The following is a 26417-nucleotide window of genomic DNA, read 5'->3' on the forward strand; positions in this document are numbered from 1 at the left end:
ATGCAACAGTGTAACGTACTGCCTTGCACTCAGACGGCCAGCGCGATGTTTTAAACAAGATGGAACAATTGACCGTCAGCCCAGTTCCACCCGGTTGCGGCCTGCATGTTTTGCCCGATACAGCGCCTGATCGGCTCTTTTCAGCACCAGATCGCTATGTTCGCCGGGTTTGAACCCAGTCAGCCCCATGGAAATGGTGATGGTCACCGGCTCACCCTTGAAGTGGAAAGGGCAGGCTTCGATCGACGCGCGCAGGTTTTCAAGCAGTTTCGCGCCGACAGCCGGTACTGTCGCGGGCATCAACAGGACGAACTCCTCACCACCAAACCGGGCAATGAAATCCGTCCCGCGCAGGCGCTTGCGGAGCACGCTGGCGATGATTTTCAACACTTTGTCGCCCGCCAGGTGACCATAGTTATCGTTGATACGTTTGAAATGGTCGAGGTCGAGCATTGCTAGCAACAGGGAGTTGCCCTGTTGTTGCCATTGGCTGATTTCCTGATCCAGTTGTTCGCTCCAGGCTGCCCGGTTAGGCAGGCCGGTCAGTGGATCGATCAAGGCTTTCTGGCGTTGCTCTTCGAGATGCTCGCGGTAGCCCAAGGCTTCCTGCTCCATGTGCGCAACGCGTTCGGCCAGACCATGAAGGCGCGCCGCGACTTCCTGCTCTCGCTCGTCACGCTGCCTCTGGTGCTGGTCCATGGTGCCGAGCAGGCCTTCCAGATGGTTTTCCAGGACGTGCTTGAGATCGTCCAGGTCGGCCGCGTCCTGCATGCTGTTCTGCAAGCCGTCGACCTGCTCGCGGATCTGGGTGTCCATCTCGCGTGCGGCAGAACGGTTGTCGGCATGGCCGTCGCTGGCGGCTTGCAAGTTGCTTTGGAACGACTCGAGGCGTTCGTTGAGCTGCTGCAGATAGGCTTCGAATTCGTGCTGGCCGCTGTCGGTGATGGCTAGCATCAAGGTTGCCAGATCATCGAGGATTGGCAGCAACTCGTACCAGTTCAGGCCATTTTTCAGTCGATCACGCAGGGTTTCGGCTTGCGGACGATGATGCTCGGGAAGCGTCAGGTCGTCGAGTAAGCCCAGTAGCGTGTCTTCGATGTGCTTGGCAACCGAGCTATAGGATGGTTCGGGTGAGTCCGGCAGGGCGTAGAAAATATCCGGCTCGGGTTGTTCAGGACCTGCGGCGGCCAACACCTGGGCCATGGTCGGGGGCAGCGGCAGGCTGTCGAGGTAGACCACCGGGGTTAATCCGTCGGGATTGAGTGCCGGTTGAGCCTGAGTTACTGGCTCGATAATCAAAGGAGCCAGTTTTTCTGGAGGTTCAACGCCCGGTTGCGGTTGCGTCTCTGGTATTTGATCGGGTGCTTGCTGCGGCTCGAGCACGGGCGGGATAAACGCTACAACGGCAGGAGAAGGCGCTGCTGTGGGCGATTGAGTCTCGATCGTCAGTCGCTCGGGTGCAGCAACGGGAGCGGCGACGTGTACGACCGTCCCTTGCAGCTTATCGACGTCTGGCGCGGGATCGACGTTTACCTGTGGTCTCTCCGCATGAGGCAGTGCCATCGATTCGGCATACTGCGGGGCGGGCGTCGAAATAGCGACGGGGGCGAGCTGTAATGCCGTTTCATCCGTTTCGCGACTACCAAACAGTCGCTGCAGCAAACCTGGGCGGCCGGGTTCCACCGGGTTTTCAAGCTGACCCAGGGCTTTGCCTTGCAGGCCACTCAGTTCGCTGAGCAGCAACGGAATTTCGCGCGCCTGCCCGACCCTTGTATCCAGATGCTTGGCGAAGTTCTTCAGCGGCCGGCTCACTTCCCGGGGCAGCGGTAATGTTTGCAGCTGCGAGACCAGTGCGGTCAGTGCGGCGCTGGTTTGATTGACCCGGGTTTCCCGGCGCTGTTCGGAGTCGAGTACGGCTTTTTCCAGTCGCGGAAGCAGGGCGGCCAGGCCGGCGTCCATGTCGTCGGTGCGCACAACTTCGCGCATTTCCTTCATGCATAGGTCAACAGCGCGGTCAGTGCCCTCGGCTGCCAGGGTGCTGCGCACCAGCCCGCGACGCAGCAGGTCGAGCCGGGCGTCCCATCGACGCTCGAGCTTTTCCTGTTGTTCGATGCTTTTGAGGTATTTCTCTTTCCAGCGCTGTGCTTCGTCGCTCATTCATGGGATCCGCGAGGGGCAGGACTCAACGCGGGCAATGCATCAGCCGTGAGCGAACCCGGCAGACGAATCTCTACCGCGACCGGCAGGTGATCGGAAATGGGTTGTGCCAGCACCTCGACCTTTTCAAGAGTCAGGGTCGGGCTCAGCAGAATATGGTCCAGGCAACGCTGCGGACGCCAGCTGGGAAAGGTCGCTTCCAGTTGCGGCGCGAGCAGGCCGAGGTCACGCAATGGAGAGTTTTGCAGCAGGTCACTGGCGTGGGTGTTCATGTCACCCATCAGCACCTGGTGTTTATAGCCGCCGATCAACTCGCGGATGTACGACAGCTGCATCGTGCGGGCGCGCGCGCCCAGCGCCAGGTGCATCATCACCACCACCAGCGCCTCCGGACCTTCGCCGAAGCGCACCAGAATTGCCCCGCGACCCTTGGGCCCCGGCAGCGGATGATCTTCAATCGCCCACGGGCGCAGGCGGCTGAGCACGCCATTGCTGTGCTGGCCGAGGCGACCGAGATTGCGATTGAGTTGTTGATACCAGTAGGGGAATGCACCGAGCTGGGCCAGGTGTTCGACCTGGTTGACGTAGCCTGATCGCAGGCTGCCGCCATCGGCCTCCTGCAAGGCGACCAGATCGAAGTCGCCCAACAGATTGCCGATCTTTTGCAGATTGTCGGCACGCCCGGTGTGCGGCAACAGATGCTGCCAGCCCCGGGTCAGGTAGTGCCGATAGCGCTCGGTACTGATGCCGACCTGGATATTGAAACTGAGCAAGCGCAGACGGCTGTCTGCGGGCAAGCCCGTCGATTCCAGATGATGCTCGTTGACCCGCGGATCATGCAGGCCAACGACGCGTTCAGTGCCCCAACGGCGCATGGCGGTCGACGCGCTTAGTTGGTAGCAGCCTTGGTTGCCGCTCGCTCTTTGTCGACCAGTTTGTCGGCCAGCTGCAGTGCTTGTTCGGCACCACCGGCAGAGCCCACGTCAAAGCGATACTTGCCGTTGACGATCATGGTTGGAACGCCGGTGATTTCATACTTCTTGGCCAGTTCGCGAGCCTTGATGATCTGGCCCTTGATGGCGAAGGAATCGAAGGTCGCCAGGAACTTGTCCTTGTCTACGCCTTGAGTCACCAGGAAGTCGGCCATTTCATTCTTGTCGACCAGCTTCTTGTGTTCTTTCTGAATGGCTTCGAACACTGCCGAGTGAACCTTGTGCTCCACGCCCATCGCTTCAAGGGTCAGGAACAGCTGGCCGTGTGCGTCCCACGGACCACCGAACATGGCTGGAATACGCACGAAATTCACATCGGAAGGCAGTTTCTCAACCCAAGGATTGATCACCGGCTCAAAGGCGTAGCAATGCGGGCAGCCGTACCAGAACAGCTCCACGACTTCGATTTTGCCAGGTACAGCCACCGGAACAGGGTTGGTCAGTTCGACGTAAGGTGCGGCGGGTGCTTCGGCGGCTTGGGCCGTCATGCCGAACAGGCTGGCAGCGACGAGTGCGGCGCTGATGATCAGATTACGCATGCTTTACTCCTGGACAATTTGGGTTGCCTCGCGCGACCTGTTTTCAGACAGGTCCTGGCGGGCTTGAGTTCTGTAGTGTAACGGCAGCGGCCACAAAAAAGGGCGGCCAAAGCCACCCTTTTTATGCTTGCATCGACGGATTAATCGAGCGTTAACGTTGCAGGAGATGTGCACCTCCCGCAACGCCCGATTCGCCGGCCTTAGTGCAGGCCTTGAATGTAGCTGGACACTGCTGCGATATCTTCGTCGCTCAGCTTTTTGGAGATGCTCTGCATCGGCTTGGTGTCGCCATCGTTGGTGCGGCCGGCTTCTTCCTTGCGGAAGTCAGTCAGTTGCTTGGCGATGTATTGAGCGTGCTGGCCGCCCAGGTGCGGGAAACCGGCAGCCGCGTTACCCTTGCCGTCCGGGGAGTGGCAACCGGTGCAGGCTGGTAGGCCCTTGGCCAGATCACCGCCGCGGAACAGTGCTTCACCGCGTGCCACGACTTTCGGGTCAGCGGCGCCAACACTGCCTTTCTGGCTGGCGAAGTAGGCGGAGATATCGGCCAGGTCCTGATCGCTCAGGTTGGTCAGCAGGCCGGTCATTTCCAGCACCGTGCGTTTGCCGGATTTGATGTCGACCAACTGCTTGTTCAGATAACGTTCGCCCTGGCCTGCCAGTTTCGGAAAGTTAGGCGCCATACTGTTGCCATCCGGGCCATGACAGGCGCCACATACTGCGGCTTTCGCCTGACCAGCAGTCGCATCACCTGCAGCATGGGCAATGCCGGAGATCCCCACGGTCAACAGCAGACTCACGATCAATTTGTTCATCAGCTAATCCAACTACGGCTAAGGGTTAAAGAGTTATGGGCCGGGATCACTCGCTCATCCACTGGATGATTGCTCGGTAATCCTCGGCACTGCAGTCCATGCACAAACCACGCGGCGGCATCGCCTTGAAACCCTGGGTTACGTGTTGCACCAGCGTCCCCATACCTTTCGCCAACCTCGGCGTCCAAGCTTCCTGATCGCCCTTTTTAGGCGCCATGGGTAGTTGGCCGGAATGACAAGCACCACAAACACGGTTGTACACAGCTTCCGGATCCTGTGTAGCCTGAGCGCTGTAAAGCGGCATCAAGACACCGGCAGCTAGCAGCCATTTCGTCATAAAACGACCTTTTCAGGGTTGAGAGCGTGCTGCGTTCTAGTGCGCAATCAAGGTCAATCGCTCTCGTGAACTTCATCCTACGCTGGGACAAAGCGCACACAAAATCTGCGGCATTATATACTGGCGTCACTGAAACGGAAACGACACTGCTCGCCGCGTCCATTCCCGGCGCCGCCCACATCGGAAATCCCATGCAACTCAAGAACCCCATCCTCGGTCTGTGCCAACAGTCCACCTTCATGCTCAGCGCCGCCAAAGTCGACCAATGTCCCGACGACGAAGGCTTTGAAGTGGCCTTCGCCGGGCGTTCCAACGCCGGCAAGTCCAGTGCTCTGAATACCCTGACGCACGCCAGCCTGGCGCGAACCTCGAAAACTCCGGGGCGCACACAGCTCTTGAACTTCTTCAAGCTAGACGATGATCGTCGTCTGGTCGACCTCCCGGGTTACGGTTACGCGAAAGTACCGATCCCGTTGAAGCTGCACTGGCAGCGTCACCTGGAAGCGTATCTGGGTGGTCGTGAGAGTTTGAAAGGTCTGATCTTGATGATGGACATCCGTCATCCAATGACCGACTTCGACTTGCTGATGCTCGACTGGGCCGTCGCCAGCGGCATGCCGATGCACATTTTGCTGACCAAAGCCGACAAGCTGACCTACGGCGCGGCGAAAAATGTCCTGCTCAAGGTTCAGACAGATATCCGCAAGGGTTGGGGTGATGCAATCAGCATCCAGCTATTTTCGGCGCCAAAGCGCATGGGGCTGGAAGACGCCTACACTGTACTGGCGGGCTGGATGGAACTGGCAGACAAGGGCGCCGAGCTTGCCGAGTAAGCTGTTCAAACAAAAGCAGCAGGCAAAAAAAACCCCGGACTTCTTATGGGGAGGGGGAAGTTCCGGGGTTCAAGTTCCGAACCGCTAGGGCGGGGTCCAGATATCTGCCAACACTTAACACAACATAGGAGCATCGAAGGGCTTCACCAGCCATTCAGTAACTCTGAGTGGCGAATCAGGAGATTAGTTCAGAATTTTTTAAAAAGCCTTTGGAATAGACCTGCGAATTTTCTGAACTAAGAGCCCTTTCGCCCTTTCTGCCGCGGCACTATGCCGCAGCGGAAAATGTCTTTTCAGACGGCTCAGTGAGCCTCATCCCAGTTATTTCCTACACCAACCTCGACCAAAAGCGGCACATCAAGCTTCGCTGCGTCGCTCATGTGCACGCGAATTTCATCACGGACCTGATCGACCAAATCTTCCCGCACTTCCAGAACCAATTCATCGTGCACTTGCAGAATGACTTTGGCATCGAGGCCTGACGCTGTCAGCCAGCTGTCCACCGCAATCATGGCTTTCTTGATGATGTCCGCCGCGGTGCCTTGCATCGGAGCGTTGATCGCTGTGCGTTCGGCACCCTTGCGCAGGGCCGGGTTTTTCGCGTTGATTTCCGGCAGGTATAAGCGACGACCAAAGATGGTTTCGACGAAACCTTGTTCGGCGGCCTGCGCGCGGGTGCGCTCCATGTATTCCAGTACGCCCGGGTATCGGGTGAAGTAACGGTCGATGTAGGCCTGGGATTGCTTGCGATCAACACCAATCTGCTTGGCCAGGCCAAACGCGCTCATGCCGTAGATCAAACCAAAGTTGATCGCCTTGGCACTGCGCCGTTGGTCGGTGGTGACGTCCGCCAGCTCAACCCCAAAGACTTCCGCTGCGGTGGCTTTGTGCACGTCCAGATCGTTGCGGAAGGCGTGCAGCAAACCTTCGTCCTTGGCCAGGTGAGCCATGATCCGCAGTTCGATCTGTGAATAGTCGGCGGCCAGCAGCTTATAGCCTTTTGGCGCGACGAAGGCCTGACGAATCCGACGACCTTCGGCGGTGCGGATTGGAATGTTTTGCAGGTTCGGATCGCTGGACGACAAACGCCCGGTCGCCGCTACGGCTTGGTGATAAGAGGTGTGAATCCGTCCGGTGCGCGGATTGATCTGCTCTGGCAGGCGATCGGTGTAGGTGCTTTTCAGCTTGCTCATCGAGCGGTACTGCATCAGCACTTTGGGCAGTGGGAAATCCTGTTCGGCCAGTTCCGCCAGCACGGCTTCAGCGGTGGACGCCTGGCCCTTGGCGGTTTTGCTGAGGATCGGCAGGCCGAGTTTTTCGTACAGGATCACGCCCAGTTGCTTCGGCGAGCCGAGGTTGAATTCTTCCCCGGCGATGGCGAACGCCTCACGCTCGAGGGCGACCATTTTCTCGCCCAGTTCCACGCTCTGAATGCCCAGCAGGTTGGCATCGACCAGCGCGCCTTGGCGTTCGATTCGTGCCAGCACTGGCACCAACGGCATTTCGATTTCACTCAGGACCTTGCTCAGGCTCGGGATGGCATTGAGCTTTTCCTGCAAGGTTTGATGGAGGCGCAGCGTCACGTCTGCGTCTTCGGCGGCGTAAGGCCCGGCCAGCTCCAGGGAGATCTGGTCAAAGGTCAGTTGCTTGGCGCCTTTGCCGGCGATGTCCTGAAAACTGGTGGTGGTGTGATTCAGGTACTTGAGCGCCAGGCTGTCCATGTCGTGACGGGTCGCGGTGGAGTCCAGCACGTAGGATTCAAGCATCGTGTCGAAAGCAATGCCTTGCACGGTGATGCCACAATTCTGATCGCCACCCATGGCGCAGTTGGCCAGGATGTTCATGTCGAATTTGGCGTGTTGGCCGACCTTAAGCTTGTTCGGGTCTTCCAGGATCGGTTTCAGTGCCCGCAGCACGGTGTCGCGATCCAGCTGATCCGGTACGCCCATGTAGGAATGGGTCAGCGGGATGTAGGCCGCTTCGTTGGCTTGTACAGCGAAAGACAGGCCCACCAGTTGCGCCTGCTGCGCATCGATGCCAGTGGTTTCGGTGTCGAAGGCAATCAGCTTGGCGTCGTTGAGCTTCTTCAGCCACAGGTCGAAGTCTGCCTGGGTGAGGATCGTTGTGTACTTGAGCTCAGTCTCCACGGCGGCTTCTTCAGCCACCGGAGCAGTCACTTCCTGGCCGGAACGCTTGGCATCGCGCTGGTTCTCTTCGAACCAGCTCTTGAATTCCAGCAGGGTATAGAGCTCGGCGAGCTTGTCGTGATCCGGCTTGCCCATTTGCAGGTCGTCGAGGCCGATATCCAGCGGCACGTCGATCTTGATGGTTGCCAGTTGATAGGAGAGGAACGCCATCGCCTTGTGTTCTTCCAGCTTGGCCGGCAGGGTCTTGGCCCCGCGAATCGGCAAGGTCGGGACGATGTCGAGCTGTGCATAGAGCTCGGTCAGACCACCGTTCACACCCACTAGCAGGCCAGAAGCGGTCTTTGGACCAATGCCCGGGACGCCCGGAATGTTGTCGGAAGAATCGCCCATGAGTGCCAGGTAATCGATGATCTGCTCGGGAGCGACGCCGAATTTCTCCTTCACGCCCTCAACGTCGAGCGCGCTACCGGTCATGGTATTGACCAAGGTAATGTGGCCGTCGACCAATTGCGCCATGTCCTTGTCGCCAGTGGAGATCACCACCGGGCGGTCGGCCGCCGCGCTGCTGCGGGCCAGGGTGCCGATCACGTCATCGGCTTCGACCCCTTCGACACACAACAGCGGGAAACCGAGGGCGATGACGCTCTGGTGCAGCGGTTCGATCTGCACGCGCATGTCATCGGGCATGCTCGGGCGATTGGCCTTGTATTCGGCGTACATGTCATCGCGAAATGTCCCACCCTTGGCGTCGAACACCACGGCGAACGGACTGCCCGGATACTGCTTGCGCAGGCTCTTGAGCATGTTCAACACACCCTTGACCGCACCGGTCGGCAAGCCTTTGGACGTGGTCAGCGGTGGGAGGGCGTGAAAGGCGCGGTACAGGTAAGAAGAACCGTCCACCAGGACGAGGGGGGCTTGGCTCATGAGCAGGATCAACCTTTTCGGCGGGTCCGGCGCTAGAATAGCGGGACCGTTGACGACAAAGGGGCAAGGTTATCATGCGCACACTAAATCGCTTGCTGCTGGCTGGCTTGTTTGCACTCGCACCATTGGCCGTCATGGCGGCGGACGATGCGCCCTCGTCGGACCCAGATGTCACCATTCGCACGGAAGGCGATAAAACCATCCAGGAATACCGCCAAAACGGTTTCCTGTACGCCATCAAGGTCACCCCGAAGGGCGCACCGCCTTACTTTCTGGTGCGTGCGGACGGAACGGATGCAAACTTCATCCGCTCGGATCAGCCGGATATGCTGATTCCTTCGTGGAAGATTTTTGAGTGGAAGTAGTTTCTTAATTTCAATCGGTGCTGCTAAAGCAGCGGCGCCCGTACTGGCAGTTCAAACATGTCTGTGTTCACCCCACTGGCTCGGCCCGAGCTGGAAACCTTTCTCGCCCCTTATGGGCTTGGCCGCCTGCTTGATTTCCAGGGGATTGCCGCCGGTAGCGAAAACACCAATTTCTTTATCAGCCTGGAGCAGGGCGAATTTGTCCTGACCCTGGTTGAGCGTGGTCCGGTTCAGGAGATGCCGTTCTTCATCGAGCTGCTCGACGTGCTGCACGACGCCGACCTGCCCGTGCCTTATGCATTGCGCACCACCGACGGCGTCGCCTTGCGCGAACTGGCCGGCAAACCTGCGCTGTTGCAGCCGCGTCTGGCCGGCAAGCACATTAAGGAAGCCAACGCGCAGCATTGCGCTCAGGTCGGCGGGTTGCTCGGGCATCTGCATTTGGCGACCCAAGGCAATATGATCAAGCGCAAGACCGATCGCGGCCTGGACTGGATGCTGGAGGAGGGCACGCAGTTGCTGTCGCACCTGAATGCCGAGCAGAGCGATCTGCTGCAACGGGCTCTGGACGAAATCACACAGCAGAAGACGAAAATTCTGGCGCTGCCCCGAGCCAACATCCATGCCGACCTGTTCCGCGATAACGCGATGTTCGAAGGCACTCATCTGACCGGGCTGATTGACTTCTACAACGCCTGTTCGGGGCCGATGCTCTACGACGTGGCGATTGCTTTGAACGACTGGTGTTCAGACGAAGACGGGTTGATCGTCGGACCACGAGCGCGGGCGTTACTCGGCGCTTATGCGGCGTTGCGGCCGTTTACCGCAGCCGAAGCCGAGTTGTGGCCGACCCTGTTGCGGGTGGCGTGTGTGCGGTTCTGGTTGTCGCGGTTGATCGCGGCGGAATCTTTCGCCGGGCAGGACGTGTTGATTCACGATCCGATGGAGTTTCAACAGCGTCTGGCGCAGCGTCAGAAGATCAGTACACAGTTACCTTTCGCCCTTTAAATTGTGGCGAGGGAGCAAGCTCCCTCGCCACAGGGTTATCGCAGTATTTAAAGCGACTCCAGGCACCCCGCCAAATCATTCCCCAACTTCTCCAGCACCTGCTCATACCCCTGAGCGGTTGCCGGCGTGTACCCGCCCAACGCGTCCAGTTCCGCGAGTTTCACCGGCAGACCCGCCACCAGGGTTTCCGCCAGGCGCGGACGCAACGGCGGCTCGCTGAACACACAGGTTTTGCCGACTTCCTGCAGTCGAGTGCGCATCGCCGCGACGTGCTGGGCTCCGGGTTGGACCTCGGCCGCGACGCTGAATACGCCGGCATGCTTGAGGCCGTAGGCGTCTTCAAAGTAGTCGAAGGCCTCGTGGAATACGAAATACGGTTTGCCTGCGATGCCGGCCAGGCGTGCCTTCAAGCGGAGATCCATCGCATCCAGACGCTCATCGAATGCCTTGAGGTTGCTCTGATAACGCGCCGCATTGGAAGGGTCGGCTGCACTTAGGTCAGCAGCCATTTTTGTGGCGATTACGCGAGCGTTGACCGGCGAAAGCCACAAGTGCGAATCCAGGCTACCTGGACGGTGGTCGTGATCATGTTCGTCGGCTTCTTCTGCATGGGAGAGGCTATCTTCGGCGAAATGTCGCAGTTTCAGACCCGGCAAGTCCTGCACGGCGACGCTGGGGAGCGTACGACTGTTCAGCACGCGAGGCAGGAAACCTTCCATGGCCGGGCCGATCCAGTAAACCAGATCCACCGACTGCACCTTCCGTACGTCGGATGGGCGCAAGGCATAGTTATGAGGCGATGCGCCGGGCGGCAGCAAGACTTCCGGAATCGCCACACCGTCCTGCACCGCAGCGGCGATCAGCTGTAGAGGCTTGATACTGGTGAGAACTTTGACTTCGGCGTAAGCCGAACCCATCAGCAGAAAACTTGCGGCAAATGCGACAAAGATAGAAAAAAGTCGGGACACGATGACCACTCGAAGAGGCGAGAACGGGTAACATAATAACGTCTCTCACAAAACTCGTCGCCGCTCATGCCTAAAACACCGATTGCCAGCCGTCCCCACGACCACTCTCATTGCGTCCACAGCGCATTGTCTGAGGCCGATAGTCTGTGCGCACGTCAAGGCCTGCGCCTGACCGCCTTGCGCCGACGGGTGCTGGAACTGGTATGGCAAAGCCACAAGCCGTTGGGTGCCTACGACATTCTCGCGGTGCTCAGCGAGCAGGACGGCCGCCGCGCGGCGCCGCCGACCGTGTACCGTGCGCTGGATTTCCTGCTGGAAAACGGCCTCGTACACCGCATCTCCTCGCTGAACGCTTTCGTCGGCTGCAATCACCCGGGACACGCCCACCAGGGCCAGTTCCTGATCTGCCGTGAGTGCCACGCCGCGATTGAACTTGAACAAAAATCCATCAGCGACGCGATTATCAGTAGCGCCAAGGATGTCGGGTTCGTCGTCGAAGGCCAGACCGTTGAAGTAGTCGGCCTCTGCTCGGGTTGCCAGGGGGTTTGATGAGCAATGCGCTGATCCGTCTCGAGCAGGTTGTCGTGACCTATGCCGGGCAAAACGTGCTGGACAACATTGAGCTGAGCGTCGAGCCCGGGCAGATCGTCACCCTGATCGGCCCCAATGGTGCCGGCAAGACGACCCTGGTTCGCGCCGTTCTCGGTCTGTTGAAACCGGACAGCGGCAGCGTGTGGCGCAAGCCGAAACTGCGGGTCGGTTACATGCCGCAAAAACTTCACGTCGACCCGACGCTGCCGCTGTCGGTGCTGCGCTTCTTGCGTCTGGTGCCGGGCGTAGACCGCGCCACGGCCTTGGCGGCACTCAAGGAAGTCGGCGCCGAACAGGTGATCGACAGCCCGGTGCAGAGTGTTTCCGGTGGCGAAATGCAGCGGGTGCTGCTGGCCCGGGCATTGCTGCGCGAGCCGCAATTGCTGGTGCTCGACGAACCTGTGCAAGGCGTCGACGTGGCCGGTCAGGCCGAGCTCTACAGCCTGATCACTCGCCTGCGAGATCGTCATGGCTGCGGCGTATTGATGGTGTCCCACGATTTGCACCTGGTGATGAGCACCACCGACCAGGTGGTCTGCCTCAACCGTCACGTCTGCTGCTCCGGGCACCCCGAGCAGGTCAGCGGCGATCCGGCTTTCGTCGAGCTGTTCGGAAAGAACGCACAAAGCCTGGCGATTTATCACCATCATCACGACCACGCCCATGACTTGCATGGTTCGGTGGTCAGCACGGCCCCGTCGGCTCCTACCCACGTTCACGGAGATGGCTGCAAGCATGGCTGATTTTCTGCTCTACGCCCTGCTTGCAGGTCTGGCCCTGGCGTTGGTCGCGGGCCCGCTGGGTTCATTCGTGGTCTGGCGGCGCATGGCCTATTTCGGCGACACCCTTTCCCATGCCGCGCTGCTCGGCGTGGCACTGGGCTTTCTGCTGGATGTCAGCCCGACCGTTGCTGTCACCGTAGGCTGTTTGCTGTTAGCCGTGCTGCTGGTGACCTTGCAACAGCGCCAACCGCTGGCGTCCGACACGCTTTTGGGAATTCTCGCACCGAGCACGCTCTCTCTGGGCTTGGTCGTACTAAGCTTCATGCACGAAGTGCGGATCGACCTGATGGCTTATCTGTTCGGCGACCTGCTGGCGATCAGTCCGACCGATCTGGCCTGGATACTCGGCGGCAGCATGGCCGTTCTGGCCTTGCTGGTGACGTTGTGGCGGCCATTGCTGGCGATCACGGTGCACGAAGAATTGGCCAGGGTTGAAGGTCTGCCGGTGGCGGCGTTGCGCTTGACCCTGATGTTGCTGATCGCTGTGGTAATCGCGGTGGCGATGAAAATCGTCGGTGTATTGCTGATTACCTCACTGCTGATCATCCCGGCGGCTGCGGCACAACGTCACGCCCGGTCACCGGAGCAGATGGCATTGGGCGCGAGCCTGCTGGGTATGCTCGCGGTCTGTGGCGGACTGTCGCTTTCATGGTTCAAAGACACCCCGGCGGGCCCATCGATCGTTGTGACGGCCGCCGCACTGTTTTTGCTGAGTTTTGTCCTGCCCCGTCGAGGGGTGTAGACTTGCTCGTTTTTTGGCGCAAATAGAGAGTCGCAGGAATGAAGCTGTTAGCCTCCCGTTATCTGCTCCTTGTGGCATTGTCGCTGCTACTGGGCGCTTGCCAAAGCATGCCACCGGCGGCCACCGAGGCTACCGGTGCACGGGCCACGGCCATCGCACAGCTGGAAAAAAACCTTGCCAGCAGCGAACTGGCGACTGCCGAAGATCAACTGGCGGCCTTGCAGGCGGAGTCGCCCAATGATCAAGCCCTTGAGCAATACCAGCGGCAACTGGCCGAAGCCTATCTGCGCCGCAGTCAGATCGTGCTGCAAAAAGGCGATGTGAATGCGGCTGCCACGGCGCTGAGCCGCGCACGGGCGTTGATGCCCAAGGCTCCGGCGCTGACGGGCGGGGTCAACAACGCCATCGTTAATGCCCGCAAAGCTGAACTGGATAGAGCCGAAGCGGCGCTCATGGCAGCCGAAGCCAAGCCACAGGCCAAAGTCATAGATCCGACGGCAGAAAGCACCACGGTTGCGTTGAACCTGACGGATATGACGAAACTTCGTCGCCAATTGGATGCGATCGCCGCTGATGTGGTGAATTACCAATGCGACGTGAGTATTCAGGCACCACGCACCCAGGACTACCCTTGGTTGGCCACGTTGCTGACCAAGCGCGTGAAGAAGCTCGATGCGGATTTTGATCTGAATCTGGAGAAGCAGATTCTGCGCAACATTCCTGCGCAGATGGTTCTGAGCCCGCGTAAGCCCTAAAAGCATCGCGGGCAAGCCATGCTCCTACAGGTTCGGTGTCGTTCGTTGATTATGTGAACGACTCAAAACCGTAGGAGCAAGGCTTGCCCGCGATGGCATCCTCTCTCTGAACAACGAACTTTAAGCCGGAATCGCCTTGGCTTTTGGTTCCCTGTCCCACACCCGATGCTGCCCAATCGCGGCAAAAAATGGTTTGATCAGGTTCGCATCAGTACCCACAATCAAGCCCGCATCAGTCTCCAGCTTCAACACATCCAGCAACTGTTTGGCCTCGCCATGCAGTGCAATCGCCTTCAAGTGCTTGTAAGCCTCCAGCAAATAATGCAACGCCACACCGTCGGTGCTTAACGCCTTGATCGACGCCGCGCCACCGGGCACAAATACCGCATCGAACGCCACCGAAGGCAAGCCTTCCATCGACGCATCGACCGGCAGTGTCTTGCCATCGGCGGTCGTCACAGGCGCAGACGTCGGGCCGAGCAGTTTGGCGTGCGCCCCTTCGACCTTCAGCGCTTTCTTCATTGCATCAATCGCTGCACCATCGACGCCGTTAGCTGCCAGGATTGCCACTTTGCGGGTTTTGATATCCGCCGGCAGCAAGTTGGCCTGACTCAGGGCCGGCGATCGATCCGGTGAGGTTTTGCGTACTTCGACCGTCCCGGCTTTGGGCGCTGGCAACCCTAGGTTCTGCGCCACGCGCTTAGCCAGTTCCAAATCGATGTTGGCCAGAATTTCATTCACCTGGCGCGCGCGGATGAACTCCCGCTCAACCTTGCCCAACTCGAAGCTGTAAGCCGAGATGATGTGCTCCTGCTCGTGCTTGCTCATGCTGTGGAAGAACAGCCGCGCCTGGGAGAAGTGGTCGCTGAACGACTCGCTGCGCTGACGGATCTTGTTGGCGTCGATGCGCTCTGGATAACTTTCAAAGCCGCCATCCTGTGCCGCCGGCGGTGTTTCTTTCGGCCAACCGCTATCAATGGAGTTCGGCTCGTAGGACGCGCGACCCTTGTCGATGGTGGTGCGATGCAGCGCATCCCGTTGACCATTGTGGAACGGTGCCACCGGGCGGTTGATCGGAATCTCGTGAAAGTTCGGCCCGCCAAGTCGGCTGAGCTGCGTATCGGTGTAGGAAAACAATCGACCTTGCAGCAATGGATCGTTGGAAAAATCGATCCCCGGCACGATATGCCCAGGGCAGAAGGCGACCTGTTCAGTTTCGGCGAAGAAGTTGTCGGGGTTGCGGTTGAGGGTCATTTTGCCCAGCGGGGTGATGGGTACCAGTTCTTCCGGGATCAGTTTGGTCGGGTCGAGGATATCGAAGTCGAATTTATGTTCGTTTTCCTCTTCGATGACCTGTACGCCAAGTTCCCACTCCGGGTAGTCGCCCATCTCGATCGACTCCCAGAGATCGCGACGGTGGTAATCGGTGTCTTTACCGGCGAGTTTCTGCGCTTCGTCCCACACCAGCGAACAGGTCCCGGCAGTGGGGCGCCAGTGGAATTTGACGAAGCGCGATTTACCTTCGGCATTGATCAGGCGGAAGGTGTGGACTCCGAAGCCTTGCATGCTGCGCAGGCTTTTCGGGATCGCACGGTCGGACATCGCCCAGATAACCATGTGCGCTGACTCGGGTTGCAGGGAGACGAAGTCCCAGAACGTGTCATGGGCCGAACCGCCAGTCGGTATCTCGTTGTGCGGTTCGGGTTTTACCGCATGCACGAAGTCGGGAAACTTGATCGCGTCCTGAATGAAGAACACCGGCATGTTGTTGCCCACCAAGTCGAAGTTGCCTTCGTCGGTGAAGAACTTCACGGCGAAACCTCGTACGTCCCGCACGGTATCGCCCGACCCGCGCGGGCCTTGTACCGTGGAAAAGCGCACGAAGACCGGGGTTTTCTTGCCTGGGTCTTGTAGGAACCCGGCCTTAGTCAGCACGGAATGGGTTTCATAGGTCTGGAAGTATCCGTGAGCACCCGTGCCACGGGCATGGACGATGCGCTCGGGAATGCGTTCATGGTCAAAGTGCGTGATCTTTTCACGCATGATGAAATCTTCCAGCAACGATGGCCCACGGGCGCCGACCTTCAACGTGTTCTGGTTATCCGAAACTTTCACGCCCTGGTTGGTACGCAGGGCCTGTTCAGTGGCGTCGGATCGAAATTTTTCCAGGCTGTCGAGCTTGGCATTAGTGTTGCCGCGATCCAGGGTATCGGTCCCGGCCAGTGCGCTTTTGGTTGCGGCAGGCTTTTTAATACTCATCAGTCGTAAACTCCTCATTGTGATTCCTGCCGTAGCCAGGACTCTTGAGCCATTCCCCAGGCACGGCACCGGGGGCGTTTTCGAGTTGCTTAATTAGTGACTGATAACCTTTTTAGCCGTTCCTTTTTTTTGACCTTTGATCGCGTTATTGCCAAATGGAAGGTTGAAAACGAAATAAATGCTAAGAACCTCTATACGGACAGGCTAAAATGCGCGCCCGGCTAACCGCTGATCCTTTTCCAACGCGCCCCACAAGGTTCGCTACGTGATCGAGTTTCAAAACGTCCACAAAACCTACCGCGTCGCCGGTGAGGATATTCCCGCGCTGCACCCGACCAGTCTGACGATTGAGAACGGTCAGGTCTTCGGCCTGATCGGCCATTCCGGTGCGGGAAAAAGCACCCTGCTGCGCCTGATCAATCGCCTGGAAGAGTCCAGTGGCGGCAAGATATTCGTCGACGGCGAAGAAGTCACCGCGCTTGACGCCAACAGCCTGCGGCGCTTTCGTCAGCAGGTCGGGATGATTTTCCAGCACTTCAACTTGCTGGCGTCCAAGACCGTGGCCGACAACGTCGCGCTGCCCCTGACCCTTGCCGGCGAACTGTCGCGCAGCGAAATCGACCAGCGTGTGGCCGAACTGCTGGCGCGAGTGGGTTTGTCCGACCACGCCAAAAAGTACCCGGCGCAGTTGTCTGGTGGCCAAAAGCAGCGTGTCGGCATCGCCCGCGCCCTGGCAACCAAGCCGAAAATCCTGCTCTGCGACGAAGCCACCAGCGCACTGGACCCGCAGACCACTGCGTCGGTCCTGCAATTGCTGGCCGAGATCAATCGCGAACTGAAGCTGACCATCGTGTTGATCACCCACGAGATGGACGTGATCCGCCGGGTCTGCGACCAAGTGGCGGTGATGGACGCGGGCGTGATCGTCGAGCAAGGTTCGGTGACCGAGGTGTTTTTGCATCCGAAGCACCCGACCACCAAGCGCTTCGTGCAGGAAGACGAGCAGATTGACGAAAGCGAACAGCGCGATGACTTCGTTCACGTGCCGGGTCGCATCGTGCGTCTGACCTTCCAGGGCGAAGCGACCTACGCGCCGTTGTTGGGAACCGTCGCTCGGGAAACGGGTGTGGACTACAGCATCCTGGCCGGTCGTATCGACCGCATCAAAGACATCCCCTACGGGCAATTGACCCTGGCGGTTACCGGCGGCGACATGGAAGCGGCGTTTGCCCGCTTCACCGCGGCTGACGTCCACATGGAGGTCCTGCGCTGATGGAAGTCCTGACAAGTTTCTTCGTCAATATCGACTGGTTTGAAATCTGGCTGGCCTCCGGCGACACCTTGCTGATGCTCTTCGGTTCGTTGTTGTTCACCGTTTTGCTCGGCCTGCCCCTGGGCGTGCTGTTGTTCCTCTGCAGCCCGCGTCAGTTGCTGGAAGCCAAAGGCGTCTACGCGATGCTGTCGCTGATGGTGAACATCCTGCGTTCGCTGCCGTTCATCATCCTGCTGATCGTGATGATCCCGTTCACCGTGTTGATCACCGGCACGTCCCTCGGGGTCGCCGGTGCCATTCCACCGCTGGTGATTGGCGCTACGCCATTCTTCGCGCGACTGGTGGAAACCGCCCTGCGTGAAGTGGATCGCGGCATCATCGAGGCCACCCAGGCCATGGGCGCCACGACACGGCAGATCATCACCAATGCCTTGCTGCCGGAAGCCCGCCCGGGCATCTTCGCAGCGATTACGGTGACAGCTATTACACTGGTGTCCTACACGGCGATGGCGGGTGTGGTCGGCGCGGGTGGTCTGGGCGACCTGGCGATCCGTTTCGGTTACCAGCGTTTCCAGCCTGATGTGATGGTCGTGACCGTGATGTTGCTGCTGGTGCTGGTTCAAGTGCTGCAAACCGTCGGCGACAAATTGGTTGTCCACTTCTCCAGAAAATAAAGAGTTCACGTAAATAAGTCATGAGCCGGCCATTCGCTGGCAGGCGCCAAATTCAGGCGCCGCAAGCGAGTACCCACAAGGAGTTAGCTGAATGAAAAAACTACTCGTCGCGTTCGCAGCCGTTGCAGCGTTCTCTGCTCAGGCCGATGAAACCCTGACCGTCGCAGCCACCCCGGTTCCGCACGCAGAAATCCTCGAGTTCGTTAAACCGGCCCTGGCCAAAGAAGGCGTGGACCTGAAGGTCAAAGTCTTCACCGACTACATCCAGCCGAATGTGCAGGTTGCCGAAAAACGTCTGGACGCCAACTTCTTCCAGCACCAGCCGTACCTCGATGAGTTCAACAAGGCCAAGAGCACCCATCTGGTTGCCGTTACCGGCGTGCACCTGGAACCGTTGGGCGCTTACTCCAGCAAGTACAAAGCACTGACCGAGCTGCCAGGTGGCGCCAACGTAGTGATCCCGAACGACGCCACCAACGGCGGCCGTGCGCTGTTGCTGCTGGCGAAGGCTGGCCTGATCAAGTTGAAGGACTCGAACAACATCCTCTCGAGCGTCAAGGACATCACCGAGAATGCCAAGGACCTGAAATTCCGTGAACTGGAAGCCGCGACCATTCCGCGCGTGCTGACCCAGGTCGATCTGGCGCTGATCAACACCAACTATGCACTGGAAGCCAAGCTTGATCCGGCCAAGGATGCATTGGTCATTGAAGGCAACGACTCGCCTTACGTGAACATCCTCGTTGCCCGTCCAGACGATAAGGACAGCGAAGCGATGAAGAAGCTGGTTGCCGCCCTGCACAGCCCGGAAGTGAAAGCCTTCATCCTTGAGAAGTACAAAGGCGCGGTATTGCCGGCGTTCTGATACAGCCCTCTACGCTGATCGTTCCCATGCTCCGCGTGGGAACGATCAGAAACAAAAAACCGCAGCCTGGTTGGGCTGCGGTTTTTTTTGGCCTGTCGACTTATTTGCGTTTGAGCATCACCGGCAATTGCGCCACCAGTTTCTGGTTGTTCAACGGTGCTCGGATGAACCCACGCTGCGTTCCGTCCGGCCCGATCACCGCCAGGTTGCCGCTGTGGTCGACGGTGTAGTTCGGCTTGCTGGTGTCCGCCGGAATGAACGGAATGCTGACCGCATTGGCGAGTTTTTGGATGTCCTCGACCGAAGATGCCGTCAGTCCTTTGAACTGCGGATCGAAGTAGCCCAGGTACTGCTTGAGCTGCTTGGGTGTGTCGCGATTCGGGTCGACGCTGACCAGAATGATCTGCAACTTATCCACCGCTTCCGGCGCCAGCTCGCTTTTGATCTGGCGCAACTGGGCGAGGGTGGTCGGGCAGATGTCCGGGCAAAAGGTGTAACCGAAGAACAGCAGCGACCACTTGTCTTTCAGCTCGTTGACCGCCACCGGCTTACCGTCCTGATCGGTCATCGTCACGTCCGGCAGATTGCGGCTTTGCGGCAACAGGATGATCCCGGCGTCGATCAACGCGGTCGGGTCGCCCTGGCCTTTGCCGGACAGTACTTTGTTGATGGTCAGGCCCAAGACCAGCGCGATCAGGGCGACGAGGATGAAGACAGTTTTCTGGGTTCGAGTCATAGGTTCAACAGTAAGTAGTGGTCTACGAGCAGCGCGATAAACAGCAGGAACAAGTAATAAATAGAGTACTTGAACGTGTTGATCGCCGCGTGCGGCCGAGTGCCACGGTACAGCACCACGGCCCATTGCAGAAACTTCGCGCCAAGTCCCAGCGCGCAAATCAGGTAGAGCACGCCGCTCATGTGGATCACGTAAGGCATCAGGCTCACAGCCAACAGCGCGAAGGTATACAGCAGGATGTGAACCTTGGTGTAGTGCTCGCCATGGGTCACCGGCAACATCGGAATGTCGGCCTTGGCGTATTCCTCTTTGCGGTGAATGGCCAGGGCCCAGAAGTGCGGCGGGGTCCAGGCGAAAATGATCAGCACTAACAGCAAGGGTTCGGCGCTGACGTGGCCGGTGGCGGCGGTCCAGCCGAGCAGGGGCGGGGCAGCACCGGCCAGTCCGCCGATGACGATGTTTTGCGGCGTCGCACGCTTCAGGAAACCGGTGTAGACCACCGCATAGCCGAGTAGCGAGGCCAGGGTCAGCCAAGCCGTCAATGGATTGGTGAAGGCCAGCAGTATGGCTTGCCCAAGCACCGCCAATACCAAGGCAAAAGTCAGCGCGGCCGCAGGTGACACTCGACCCTCTGCCAAGGGTCGTTTGTGCGTGCGGGCCATGACCGCATCGATCCGTCGGTCCACGACATGGTTGACCGCCGCCGCACCGCCGGCACACAAGGCGATCCCCAGATTGCCGAACACCAGCACCGTCCACGGCACCCCGGCGCGGGTCGCGAGAAACATCCCCACCAGCGATGTGATGAGCATCAGCACCACCACTTTCGGCTTGGTCAGCTCCAGGTAGTCACGCCAGATTGTCTGGCTGTGACGTTCGCCGATCAGAGTCGCCATGGCATCTCTCCTTTTATTGTTATGGGCCCGGCTGAGTGTTTACGCGGGCTGAAGCGCCAGCGCGCAGGGGTTTGCTGCTTGACCCGAACCAGACTGGTTCGCGCGTGATAATTGACCAGCACCAACGTCAGCAACAGTGCCGCGCCCCCCGCGTTGTGAGCGACGGCCACGGGCAGTGGCAGATGAAACAACACGTTGCTGATGCCCAACGTGATCTGCGCCGCGAGGGCGATCAGTACCAGCCCCGCCAGGCGCGTCATGCCGACGACTTTCAGTTGCCAGGCCAGGCCCAGCAACCCCAGAGTCACGAGCAATGCGCCGATACGGTGAGTCAGGTGAATCGCGGTGCGGGCATCGCTGTCCAGCTGCCCGCCGAGGTAATTGGGGCCGATGTGTTGAGTCAGGTGAAAGCCGTTGGCGAAGTCAGCCGGCGGCAACCATTGCCCGTGGCAGGTCGGAAAGTCGATGCAGGCCACCGCCGCGTAGTTGGAACTGACCCAACCACCCAGGGCGATTTGTCCGATCACCAGCAGCAAACCGGCAGTCGCCCAGTACTGTAAACGCCGTGGTACGGTCAGCGCCGGCAGCACGCCGGACAGTCTCAACGTCAACAAAAACAGCAGGCTCAACGTCGCAAAACCACCGAGTAAATGCCCGGTGACCACCTGCGGCCAGAGCTTGAGCGTCACCGTCCACATGCCGAACGCTGCTTGGGCAATCACCACTGCCAGAAGAAATAACGGCAATTTCACCGGTTGTCCCGGATGACGACGATGACCCCAGGCACGACCGGCCAACACTGAGATCAGCACCCCAAGGGTGCCGGCGAAATAGCGGTGGACCATCTCGTTCCAGCCCTTGTGGGCTTCCACTGGTGCATCGGGGAAATGCAGTTCGGCATGGGCCAGTTGGGCTTCGCTTTTCGGCACGCTGATAAAGCCGTAGCAACCCGGCCAGTCCGGGCAACCGAGTCCGGCGTGGGTCAGGCGGGTGTAGGCGCCGAGCAGCACCACAATCAGTGCCAGCAAGGTGGCAAACAGCGCGAGGCGAAATCCAGGTTTGGCCATGACGATGCCCTTATCCGATGTTCGACAGTTTCAGCAGGTGACGCAGATCGTTGAGCAGGTCCTTGCCCTTGACGGTCGGGTCGTAGCGCAGCACCAGGTTGCCGTGGGGGTCGATGATCCACAGCTGCGGTACGGCCTGGTCACCCGTGGTCTTGCTGAAGGTGGTCAGGTCCATGGGATAACGCTGCAGCTGTGGATACTCGCGGGTGAGCTTGGCTTCGTACTCGCTGTTTAGCGGTTGCGCGGCGGCCAGTGCGTGACTGGCGCGGGATGCATCGCGGGCGAGGCCGATCTGCACCTGGCGCGCCAGGTACACCAGTTGCTGGCAGTCCACCGAGCAGTCCCTAGGCGCCGTCACCAGCATCTGCCAGCGCTGTTCTTGCGCCTGCACGCCAAGGTCCGCACGGGTCTGGCCATTGCCGATCAGTTCGCCGTGGTAACTGCGACCCTCCGGCACCCAGAACTGCAATTTGTACATGCCGGTGGCGAGGATCATCGGACCGATCACCCCAAGCAGAATCAGCAGCAGCTGCAAACGACCTTTTCGCCGACTTGCCGGCGTCTTCGCTTCAGACATGCTGGGTGGATTCATGGCCGCTCCCATGGTGTTTCTCCTTTGCGTTGTGCCAGCCGAGGTAAAGATAAAGGCCGAACAGGGCGATCGACATTGCGAACCACTGCACGGCATAAGCCAGGTGTTTTTCCGGCCCCATGGCCACCACGGGCCAATCGGCCTGGTAGGACGCGGGGCCGCTTTTTGCGCGTAATTCGTAGGCGAAACCTTCACGGTTGAGCGCCGTCCAGAGTCTGGCCGGTTCGACTGCCGTGACCAGTTGCGGCCAGGTGGTGGTGTTTGGGTCGGCGTGGAGCTGGAAGGTCGCGCCGGGGGAAACGTAGACCCAGGCATCGAGACTCAATGCCTGAGTGGGCGTGGTGAATTGCGGCGGATTGCGCCGGTCCGGCCACGGCAGCCAGCCGCGATTGACCAACAGCCAGAGCCCGGTCGCCTGATCCTGAAACGGTTGCAGCAGCTCGACGCCGACCTTGCCGTCACGCTGACGGTTATCCAGCAACAGGCTGTGCGCGGCATCGAACTGGCCGTGCAGGCGCACGCGGCGGAAGACGGGATCCTCGGTGTGTTGCAGCTCGGTGCTGGCCATCGGTTCAGCCGCCCGGCGCTCGGTGTGGCTTTGCAGCAGCGCGCTTTTCTCCGCGCCCCGGCTCAGTTGCCAGAACCCGAGTGACACCAGCATGGGCAGCAACAACGCGACCACCACGGTTGGCACGATGCCCGGCCGAAAGCGCTTCATGGCGTCGCCAGAAAGTCGCTAGTCGCGATAGCTATACTCAAGTGCATCGCCTTTCCCCCGGAGTCTCACCATGCTCAAAGCAGCCATCGTCCTGATGCTGATTGCCACGGTTGTCAGCCTGTTCAGCGGCCTGTTTTTTCTGGTCAAGGACGACAGCAGCTCGAACCGCCTCGTCATTGCCTTGAGTGTTCGTGTTGCGCTGGCCGCCATCACCGTCGGCTTGATCGCCTGGGGTTTTTTCAGCGGCCAGTTGGTCTCTACTGCGCCTTGGTAAAGCCTCAGAGCACGTAGACGAAAACGAACAGACCGATCCACACCACGTCCACGAAGTGCCAGTACCAACTCGCCGCCTCGAAACCGAACTGGTGCTCGTTGTCGAAGTGACCGCGCATGACCCGCATCAGCATTACGAACAGGATGATGGTGCCGATGGTCACGTGGGCGCCGTGGAAACCGGTGAGCATGAAGAACGTTGCGCCGTAGATACCCGAACCCAGGGTCAGGCCCAGTTCCTTGTAGGCGTGGATGTACTCTTCGGCCTGGAAGCCGAGAAACGCGCAACCGAGCAATACCGTCAACGCCAGCCAGATTTTCAGCGCGCCGCGATGGCCCTTTTTCAAAGCGTGGTGGGCAATGGTCACGGTGACGCTGGAACTGACCAGCAGCACGGTATTGAGCAGCGGCAGGCCCCACGGGCTGATAACGTCTTTGGGCGCCGGAAAGAGTTTCGGGTCTGGGTTATTCAGTAATGGCCAGGTGAATTCGAACGTCGGCCACAACATGTGGGCGAGGCCTTTGGCACCTTCACCGCCCAGAGCCGGCCCGGAAACGTGACGCACATAAAACAGGGCGCCGAAGAACGCGATGAAAAACATCACCTCCGAGAAGATGAACCAGCTCATGCCCCAGCGAAACGAGCGATCCATCTGCGCGCTGTACAACCCTTGGCGACTTTCCTTGATCACCGTACCGAACCAGCCGAACAGCATGTACGCCAGCAGCAGGCTGCCGACGAAAAAGATCAACGGGCCGTGGGATTCCGGCCGCGCAGCCTTCAGGTCGTTGAACCAGGTGGCCAGGCCCAACACCGTGACGAACATGCCGACGGTGGCGATGATCGGCCATTTGCTTTGGGCCGGTACGTAATAGTGTTCATGAGTTGCCATTTATTGTTCTCCTTATCGGGCACGCTCAACCGCCAGTATTTACGGCCACCGGTGGATGTCGGGCGGTGATATCGAACAGCGTGTAGGACAGCGTCAGGTGCTTCACATCCTTGGGCATGTCGCGATCAACGATGAAACGTACCGGCATCTCGATCCGTTGACCGGGCTGCAGCACTTGCTGGGTAAAGCAAAAACATTCGGTCTTGTGGAAGTACGCCGCTGCATTGCTGGGTGCGATGCTCGGAACCGCCTGGGCGCTCATCGGGCGATCGGTCGGGTTGTGGGCGATGAAAATCATCTCGTTCACCGCCCCCGGGTTGGCCGTCAGCTCGTCACCTTTGGGATAGAAACCCCAGGACATGTCGGCGGCGTTGGTCGTCAGAAACTGCACACGAACCTGCCGTGAAGTGTCGACCTTTTGTTCGCCCTCGTACTGCCCGCCGGTCTTGCCATTGATGCCGAACGCCTTGCACATCACGTCGTAGATCGGCACCAGGGCAAATCCGAATGCAAACATCGCCACCACCACCATCAGCAGGCGCGTAACCAGCTTCTTCATCGAAATCGAATCAGCCATGATGGTGGGCCTCAAGGGCTACAGCGTTCATTTCACTTCCGGCGGCGTGGTGAAGGTGTGATACGGCGCCGGTGACGGAATGCTCCATTCCAGGCCTTCCGCTCCATCCCACGGCTTGGCCGGTGCCGGCTCGCCGCCGCGGATGGTTTTGATCACGATGAACAGGAAGAAGAGCTGCGTGGCGCCGAACATGAACGCGCCGATCGACGACACCATGTTGAAGTCGGCGAATTGCAGGTTGTAGTCCGGAATTCGCCGTGGCATGCCCGCCAGCCCCACGAAGTGCATCGGGAAGAACGCCATGTTCATGCCGATGAACGATAGCCAGAAGTGCAGCTTGCCAAGGGTTTCGTCGTACATGTGGCCGGTCCATTTCGGCAGCCAGTAGTAAGCCGAAGCGAAGATCCCGAAGATCGCCCCCGGCACTAGTACGTAGTGGAAGTGCGCGACCACAAAATACGTATCCTGGTATTGGAAGTCCGCCGGAGCGATGGCCAGCATCAACCCGGAGAAACCACCGATCGAGAACAGGATCACGAACGCCACGGCGAACAGCATCGGTGTCTCGAAGGTCAGCGAGCCTTGCCACATGGTGCTGGCCCAGTTGAACACCTTGACCCCGGTGGGCACCGCGATCAGCAGCGTGGCGTACATGAAGAACAACTCACCCACCAGCGGAATGCCGACCACGAACATATGGTGCGCCCAGACGATGAACGACAGGAACGCAATGCTCGCCGTGGCGTAGACCATCGAGGTGTAGCCGAACAGCGGCTTTCGCGAGAAGGTCGGAATGATCGAGCTGACGGCACCGAAGGCCGGCAGGATCATGATGTACACCTCGGGGTGACCGAAGAACCAGAACACATGCTGGAACAGCACCGGGTCACCACCACCGGCGGCACTGAAGAAGCTGGTGCCGAAGTGGATGTCCATCAGCATCATCGTCACGCAGCCGGCCAGCACCGGCATCACCGCGATCAGCAGGAACGCGGTGATCAGCCAGGTCCAGACAAACAGCGGCATTTTCATCAACGTCATGCCGGGGGCGCGCAGGTTGAGGATGGTCGCGATCACGTTGATCGCGCCCATGATCGAACTGATCCCCATCAAGTGGATGGCGAAGATAAAGAACGTCACGCTTTCCGGCGCGTAGGTCGTCGAGAGCGGGGCGTAGAAGGTCCAGCCGAAGTTCGGTCCGCCGCCGGGGGTGAACAGGGTCGACACCAGCAGAATGAACGCCGCCGGCAACAGCCAGAAGCTGAAGTTGTTCATCCGCGGCAGGGCCATGTCCGGCGCGCCGATCATCAGCGGGATCATCCAGTTGGCGAGGCCGACGAAGGCCGGCATCACCGCACCGAAGACCATCACCAGACCGTGCATGGTGGTCATCTGGTTGAAGAATTCCGGCTGGACGATCTGCAAACCTGGCTGGAACAGCTCGGCGCGAATCACCATCGCGAACGAGCCGCCCAGCAAGAACATGGAGAACGCGAACCACAGGTACAGTGTGCCGATGTCCTTGTGGTTGGTGGTCAGCACCCAGCGCATCAGGCCTTTGGCGGGACCGTGGGCGTGGGCGGTGCCGGTATGAACATGGTCATCGACTACAGCAGTCATGTCCTGTCTCCTGCAAACA

General features: G+C 59.4%; 27 protein-coding genes. 11 read left to right on the plus strand and 16 right to left on the minus strand.

The genetic code is table 11. The annotated features are described in order from the left end of the window. Positions 1-75 precede the first annotated feature (75 nt). The 5 genes from ACYZTR_RS01290 to ACYZTR_RS01310 all read right to left on the minus strand — a co-directional run bounded on the left by ACYZTR_RS01290 (position 76) and on the right by ACYZTR_RS01310 (position 4837). Positions 76-2157 carry a diguanylate cyclase gene (locus ACYZTR_RS01290; protein WP_461975809.1) on the minus strand — a complete coding sequence of 694 codons (2082 nt, stop codon included), beginning with the start codon at positions 2155-2157 and terminating at the stop codon, positions 76-78. After that, complete coding sequence (locus ACYZTR_RS01295) at positions 2154-3032, minus strand: endonuclease/exonuclease/phosphatase family protein (protein ID WP_461975811.1); 879 nt, start codon at positions 3030-3032, stop codon at positions 2154-2156. The genes ACYZTR_RS01290 and ACYZTR_RS01295 overlap by 4 nt, the downstream gene beginning before the upstream one ends. A 14-nt stretch (positions 3033-3046) precedes the next feature. Beyond that, on the minus strand, positions 3047-3688 hold the full coding sequence (locus ACYZTR_RS01300; RefSeq protein ID WP_461975813.1) for a thiol:disulfide interchange protein DsbA/DsbL: 642 nt from the start codon (positions 3686-3688) through the stop codon (positions 3047-3049). A gap of 200 nt (positions 3689-3888) precedes the next feature. Continuing rightward, positions 3889-4500, minus strand: coding sequence for a c-type cytochrome (locus tag ACYZTR_RS01305; protein ID WP_461975815.1), 612 nt, complete (start codon positions 4498-4500; stop codon positions 3889-3891). A gap of 46 nt (positions 4501-4546) precedes the next feature. Beyond that, positions 4547-4837, minus strand: a complete 291-nt coding sequence (locus tag ACYZTR_RS01310) for a c-type cytochrome (RefSeq protein ID WP_449644419.1) — start codon at positions 4835-4837, stop codon at positions 4547-4549. 191 nt (positions 4838-5028) lie between these two features. Between ACYZTR_RS01310 and yihA the strand changes: the two genes are divergently transcribed. Beyond that, positions 5029-5670: a ribosome biogenesis GTP-binding protein YihA/YsxC gene (yihA, locus tag ACYZTR_RS01315; protein ID WP_008156006.1), complete on the plus strand. Its 642-nt coding sequence runs from the start codon at positions 5029-5031 to the stop codon at positions 5668-5670. A gap of 302 nt (positions 5671-5972) precedes the next feature. Here yihA and polA read toward each other — a convergent pair whose 3' ends face one another. Beyond that, complete coding sequence (polA, locus tag ACYZTR_RS01320; RefSeq protein ID WP_461975818.1) at positions 5973-8744, minus strand: DNA polymerase I; 2772 nt, start codon at positions 8742-8744, stop codon at positions 5973-5975. A 74-nt stretch (positions 8745-8818) separates the two neighbouring features. On the opposite strand from polA, the gene ACYZTR_RS01325 reads away from it, so the two are divergent. Together ACYZTR_RS01325 and ACYZTR_RS01330 are read left to right on the plus strand one after the other, a co-directional pair. After that, a complete protein-coding gene (locus tag ACYZTR_RS01325; RefSeq protein ID WP_461975820.1) occupies positions 8819-9109 on the plus strand; it encodes a DUF2782 domain-containing protein in 291 nt (96 codons plus the stop codon). Between the two features lie 57 nt (positions 9110-9166). After that, complete coding sequence (locus ACYZTR_RS01330) at positions 9167-10117, plus strand: homoserine kinase (protein ID WP_461975822.1); 951 nt, start codon at positions 9167-9169, stop codon at positions 10115-10117. 47 nt (positions 10118-10164) lie between these two features. Here the strand turns inward: ACYZTR_RS01330 and ACYZTR_RS01335 are convergent, their stop codons facing one another. After that, on the minus strand, positions 10165-11085 hold the full coding sequence (locus tag ACYZTR_RS01335) for a zinc ABC transporter substrate-binding protein (RefSeq protein ID WP_461975824.1): 921 nt from the start codon (positions 11083-11085) through the stop codon (positions 10165-10167). Between the two features lie 66 nt (positions 11086-11151). On the opposite strand from ACYZTR_RS01335, the gene zur reads away from it, so the two are divergent. Genes zur through ACYZTR_RS01355 form a run of 4 tightly spaced genes read left to right on the plus strand, consistent with a single transcriptional unit; the run spans position 11152 to position 13955 of the window. After that, a complete protein-coding gene (gene zur, locus ACYZTR_RS01340; protein ID WP_461975826.1) occupies positions 11152-11634 on the plus strand; it encodes a zinc uptake transcriptional repressor Zur in 483 nt (160 codons plus the stop codon). Beyond that, positions 11634-12419, plus strand: coding sequence for a zinc ABC transporter ATP-binding protein ZnuC (znuC, locus tag ACYZTR_RS01345; RefSeq protein ID WP_461975828.1), 786 nt, complete (start codon positions 11634-11636; stop codon positions 12417-12419). Before zur ends, znuC begins: the two co-directional genes overlap by 1 nt. Next, a complete protein-coding gene (znuB, locus tag ACYZTR_RS01350) occupies positions 12412-13200 on the plus strand; it encodes a zinc ABC transporter permease subunit ZnuB (protein ID WP_461975830.1) in 789 nt (262 codons plus the stop codon). Before znuC ends, znuB begins: the two co-directional genes overlap by 8 nt. A gap of 38 nt (positions 13201-13238) precedes the next feature. Next, positions 13239-13955: a PA5502 family lipoprotein gene (locus ACYZTR_RS01355; protein WP_461975832.1), complete on the plus strand. Its 717-nt coding sequence runs from the start codon at positions 13239-13241 to the stop codon at positions 13953-13955. 120 nt (positions 13956-14075) lie between these two features. Here ACYZTR_RS01355 and katE read toward each other — a convergent pair whose 3' ends face one another. Next, positions 14076-16214 carry a catalase HPII gene (gene katE, locus ACYZTR_RS01360; protein ID WP_461975834.1) on the minus strand — a complete coding sequence of 713 codons (2139 nt, stop codon included), beginning with the start codon at positions 16212-16214 and terminating at the stop codon, positions 14076-14078. Between the two features lie 265 nt (positions 16215-16479). Here katE and ACYZTR_RS01365 point away from each other — a divergent pair, with 265 nt between their 5' ends. The 3 genes from ACYZTR_RS01365 to ACYZTR_RS01375 all read left to right on the plus strand — a co-directional run bounded on the left by ACYZTR_RS01365 (position 16480) and on the right by ACYZTR_RS01375 (position 19026). Continuing rightward, on the plus strand, positions 16480-17487 hold the full coding sequence (locus ACYZTR_RS01365; RefSeq protein ID WP_461975836.1) for a methionine ABC transporter ATP-binding protein: 1008 nt from the start codon (positions 16480-16482) through the stop codon (positions 17485-17487). After that, complete coding sequence (locus ACYZTR_RS01370; RefSeq protein WP_461975838.1) at positions 17487-18161, plus strand: methionine ABC transporter permease; 675 nt, start codon at positions 17487-17489, stop codon at positions 18159-18161. Before ACYZTR_RS01365 ends, ACYZTR_RS01370 begins: the two co-directional genes overlap by 1 nt. A 91-nt stretch (positions 18162-18252) precedes the next feature. Beyond that, positions 18253-19026 carry a MetQ/NlpA family ABC transporter substrate-binding protein gene (locus ACYZTR_RS01375; protein WP_461975840.1) on the plus strand — a complete coding sequence of 258 codons (774 nt, stop codon included), beginning with the start codon at positions 18253-18255 and terminating at the stop codon, positions 19024-19026. Positions 19027-19126: 100 nt separating this feature from the next. On the opposite strand, the gene ACYZTR_RS01380 is transcribed toward ACYZTR_RS01375, so the two are convergent. From ACYZTR_RS01380 to ACYZTR_RS01400, 5 genes are read right to left on the minus strand one after another with little or no spacing between them, the layout of a single operon-like run. Then, the gene (locus ACYZTR_RS01380; RefSeq protein WP_461975842.1) at positions 19127-19762 is read right to left on the minus strand and encodes an SCO family protein; all 636 of its coding nucleotides are present in this window, start codon (positions 19760-19762) and stop codon (positions 19127-19129) included. Continuing rightward, on the minus strand, positions 19759-20658 hold the full coding sequence (gene cyoE, locus ACYZTR_RS01385) for a heme o synthase (RefSeq protein ID WP_461975844.1): 900 nt from the start codon (positions 20656-20658) through the stop codon (positions 19759-19761). The genes ACYZTR_RS01380 and cyoE overlap by 4 nt, the downstream gene beginning before the upstream one ends. Further along, complete coding sequence (locus ACYZTR_RS01390; protein WP_461975845.1) at positions 20646-21725, minus strand: COX15/CtaA family protein; 1080 nt, start codon at positions 21723-21725, stop codon at positions 20646-20648. Before ACYZTR_RS01390 ends, cyoE begins: the two co-directional genes overlap by 13 nt. A 10-nt stretch (positions 21726-21735) precedes the next feature. Then, entirely contained in the window at positions 21736-22329 is a 594-nt protein-coding gene (locus ACYZTR_RS01395; protein WP_461975847.1) for a hypothetical protein, read from the minus strand. Further along, a complete protein-coding gene (locus ACYZTR_RS01400; protein WP_461975849.1) occupies positions 22295-23035 on the minus strand; it encodes an SURF1 family protein in 741 nt (246 codons plus the stop codon). Before ACYZTR_RS01400 ends, ACYZTR_RS01395 begins: the two co-directional genes overlap by 35 nt. Positions 23036-23105: 70 nt before the next feature. Here ACYZTR_RS01400 and ACYZTR_RS01405 point away from each other — a divergent pair, with 70 nt between their 5' ends. Continuing rightward, positions 23106-23309 (plus strand): twin transmembrane helix small protein, encoded by a 204-nt coding sequence (locus ACYZTR_RS01405; RefSeq protein WP_094469789.1) that lies wholly within the window; start codon positions 23106-23108, stop codon positions 23307-23309. Positions 23310-23313: 4 nt separating this feature from the next. Here ACYZTR_RS01405 and ACYZTR_RS01410 read toward each other — a convergent pair whose 3' ends face one another. The 3 genes from ACYZTR_RS01410 to ctaD are packed head-to-tail and all read right to left on the minus strand — an operon-like array spanning position 23314 to position 26398. Next, positions 23314-24201, minus strand: coding sequence for a cytochrome c oxidase subunit 3 (locus ACYZTR_RS01410; protein ID WP_461975852.1), 888 nt, complete (start codon positions 24199-24201; stop codon positions 23314-23316). A gap of 25 nt (positions 24202-24226) precedes the next feature. Beyond that, positions 24227-24778, minus strand: a complete 552-nt coding sequence (locus ACYZTR_RS01415) for a cytochrome c oxidase assembly protein (protein ID WP_461975854.1) — start codon at positions 24776-24778, stop codon at positions 24227-24229. 27 nt (positions 24779-24805) lie between these two features. Continuing rightward, positions 24806-26398, minus strand: a complete 1593-nt coding sequence (gene ctaD / locus ACYZTR_RS01420; RefSeq protein WP_461975856.1) for a cytochrome c oxidase subunit I — start codon at positions 26396-26398, stop codon at positions 24806-24808. Positions 26399-26417: the final 19 nt, after the last annotated feature.

This window comes from Pseudomonas sp. Hz4, assembly GCF_054898165.1.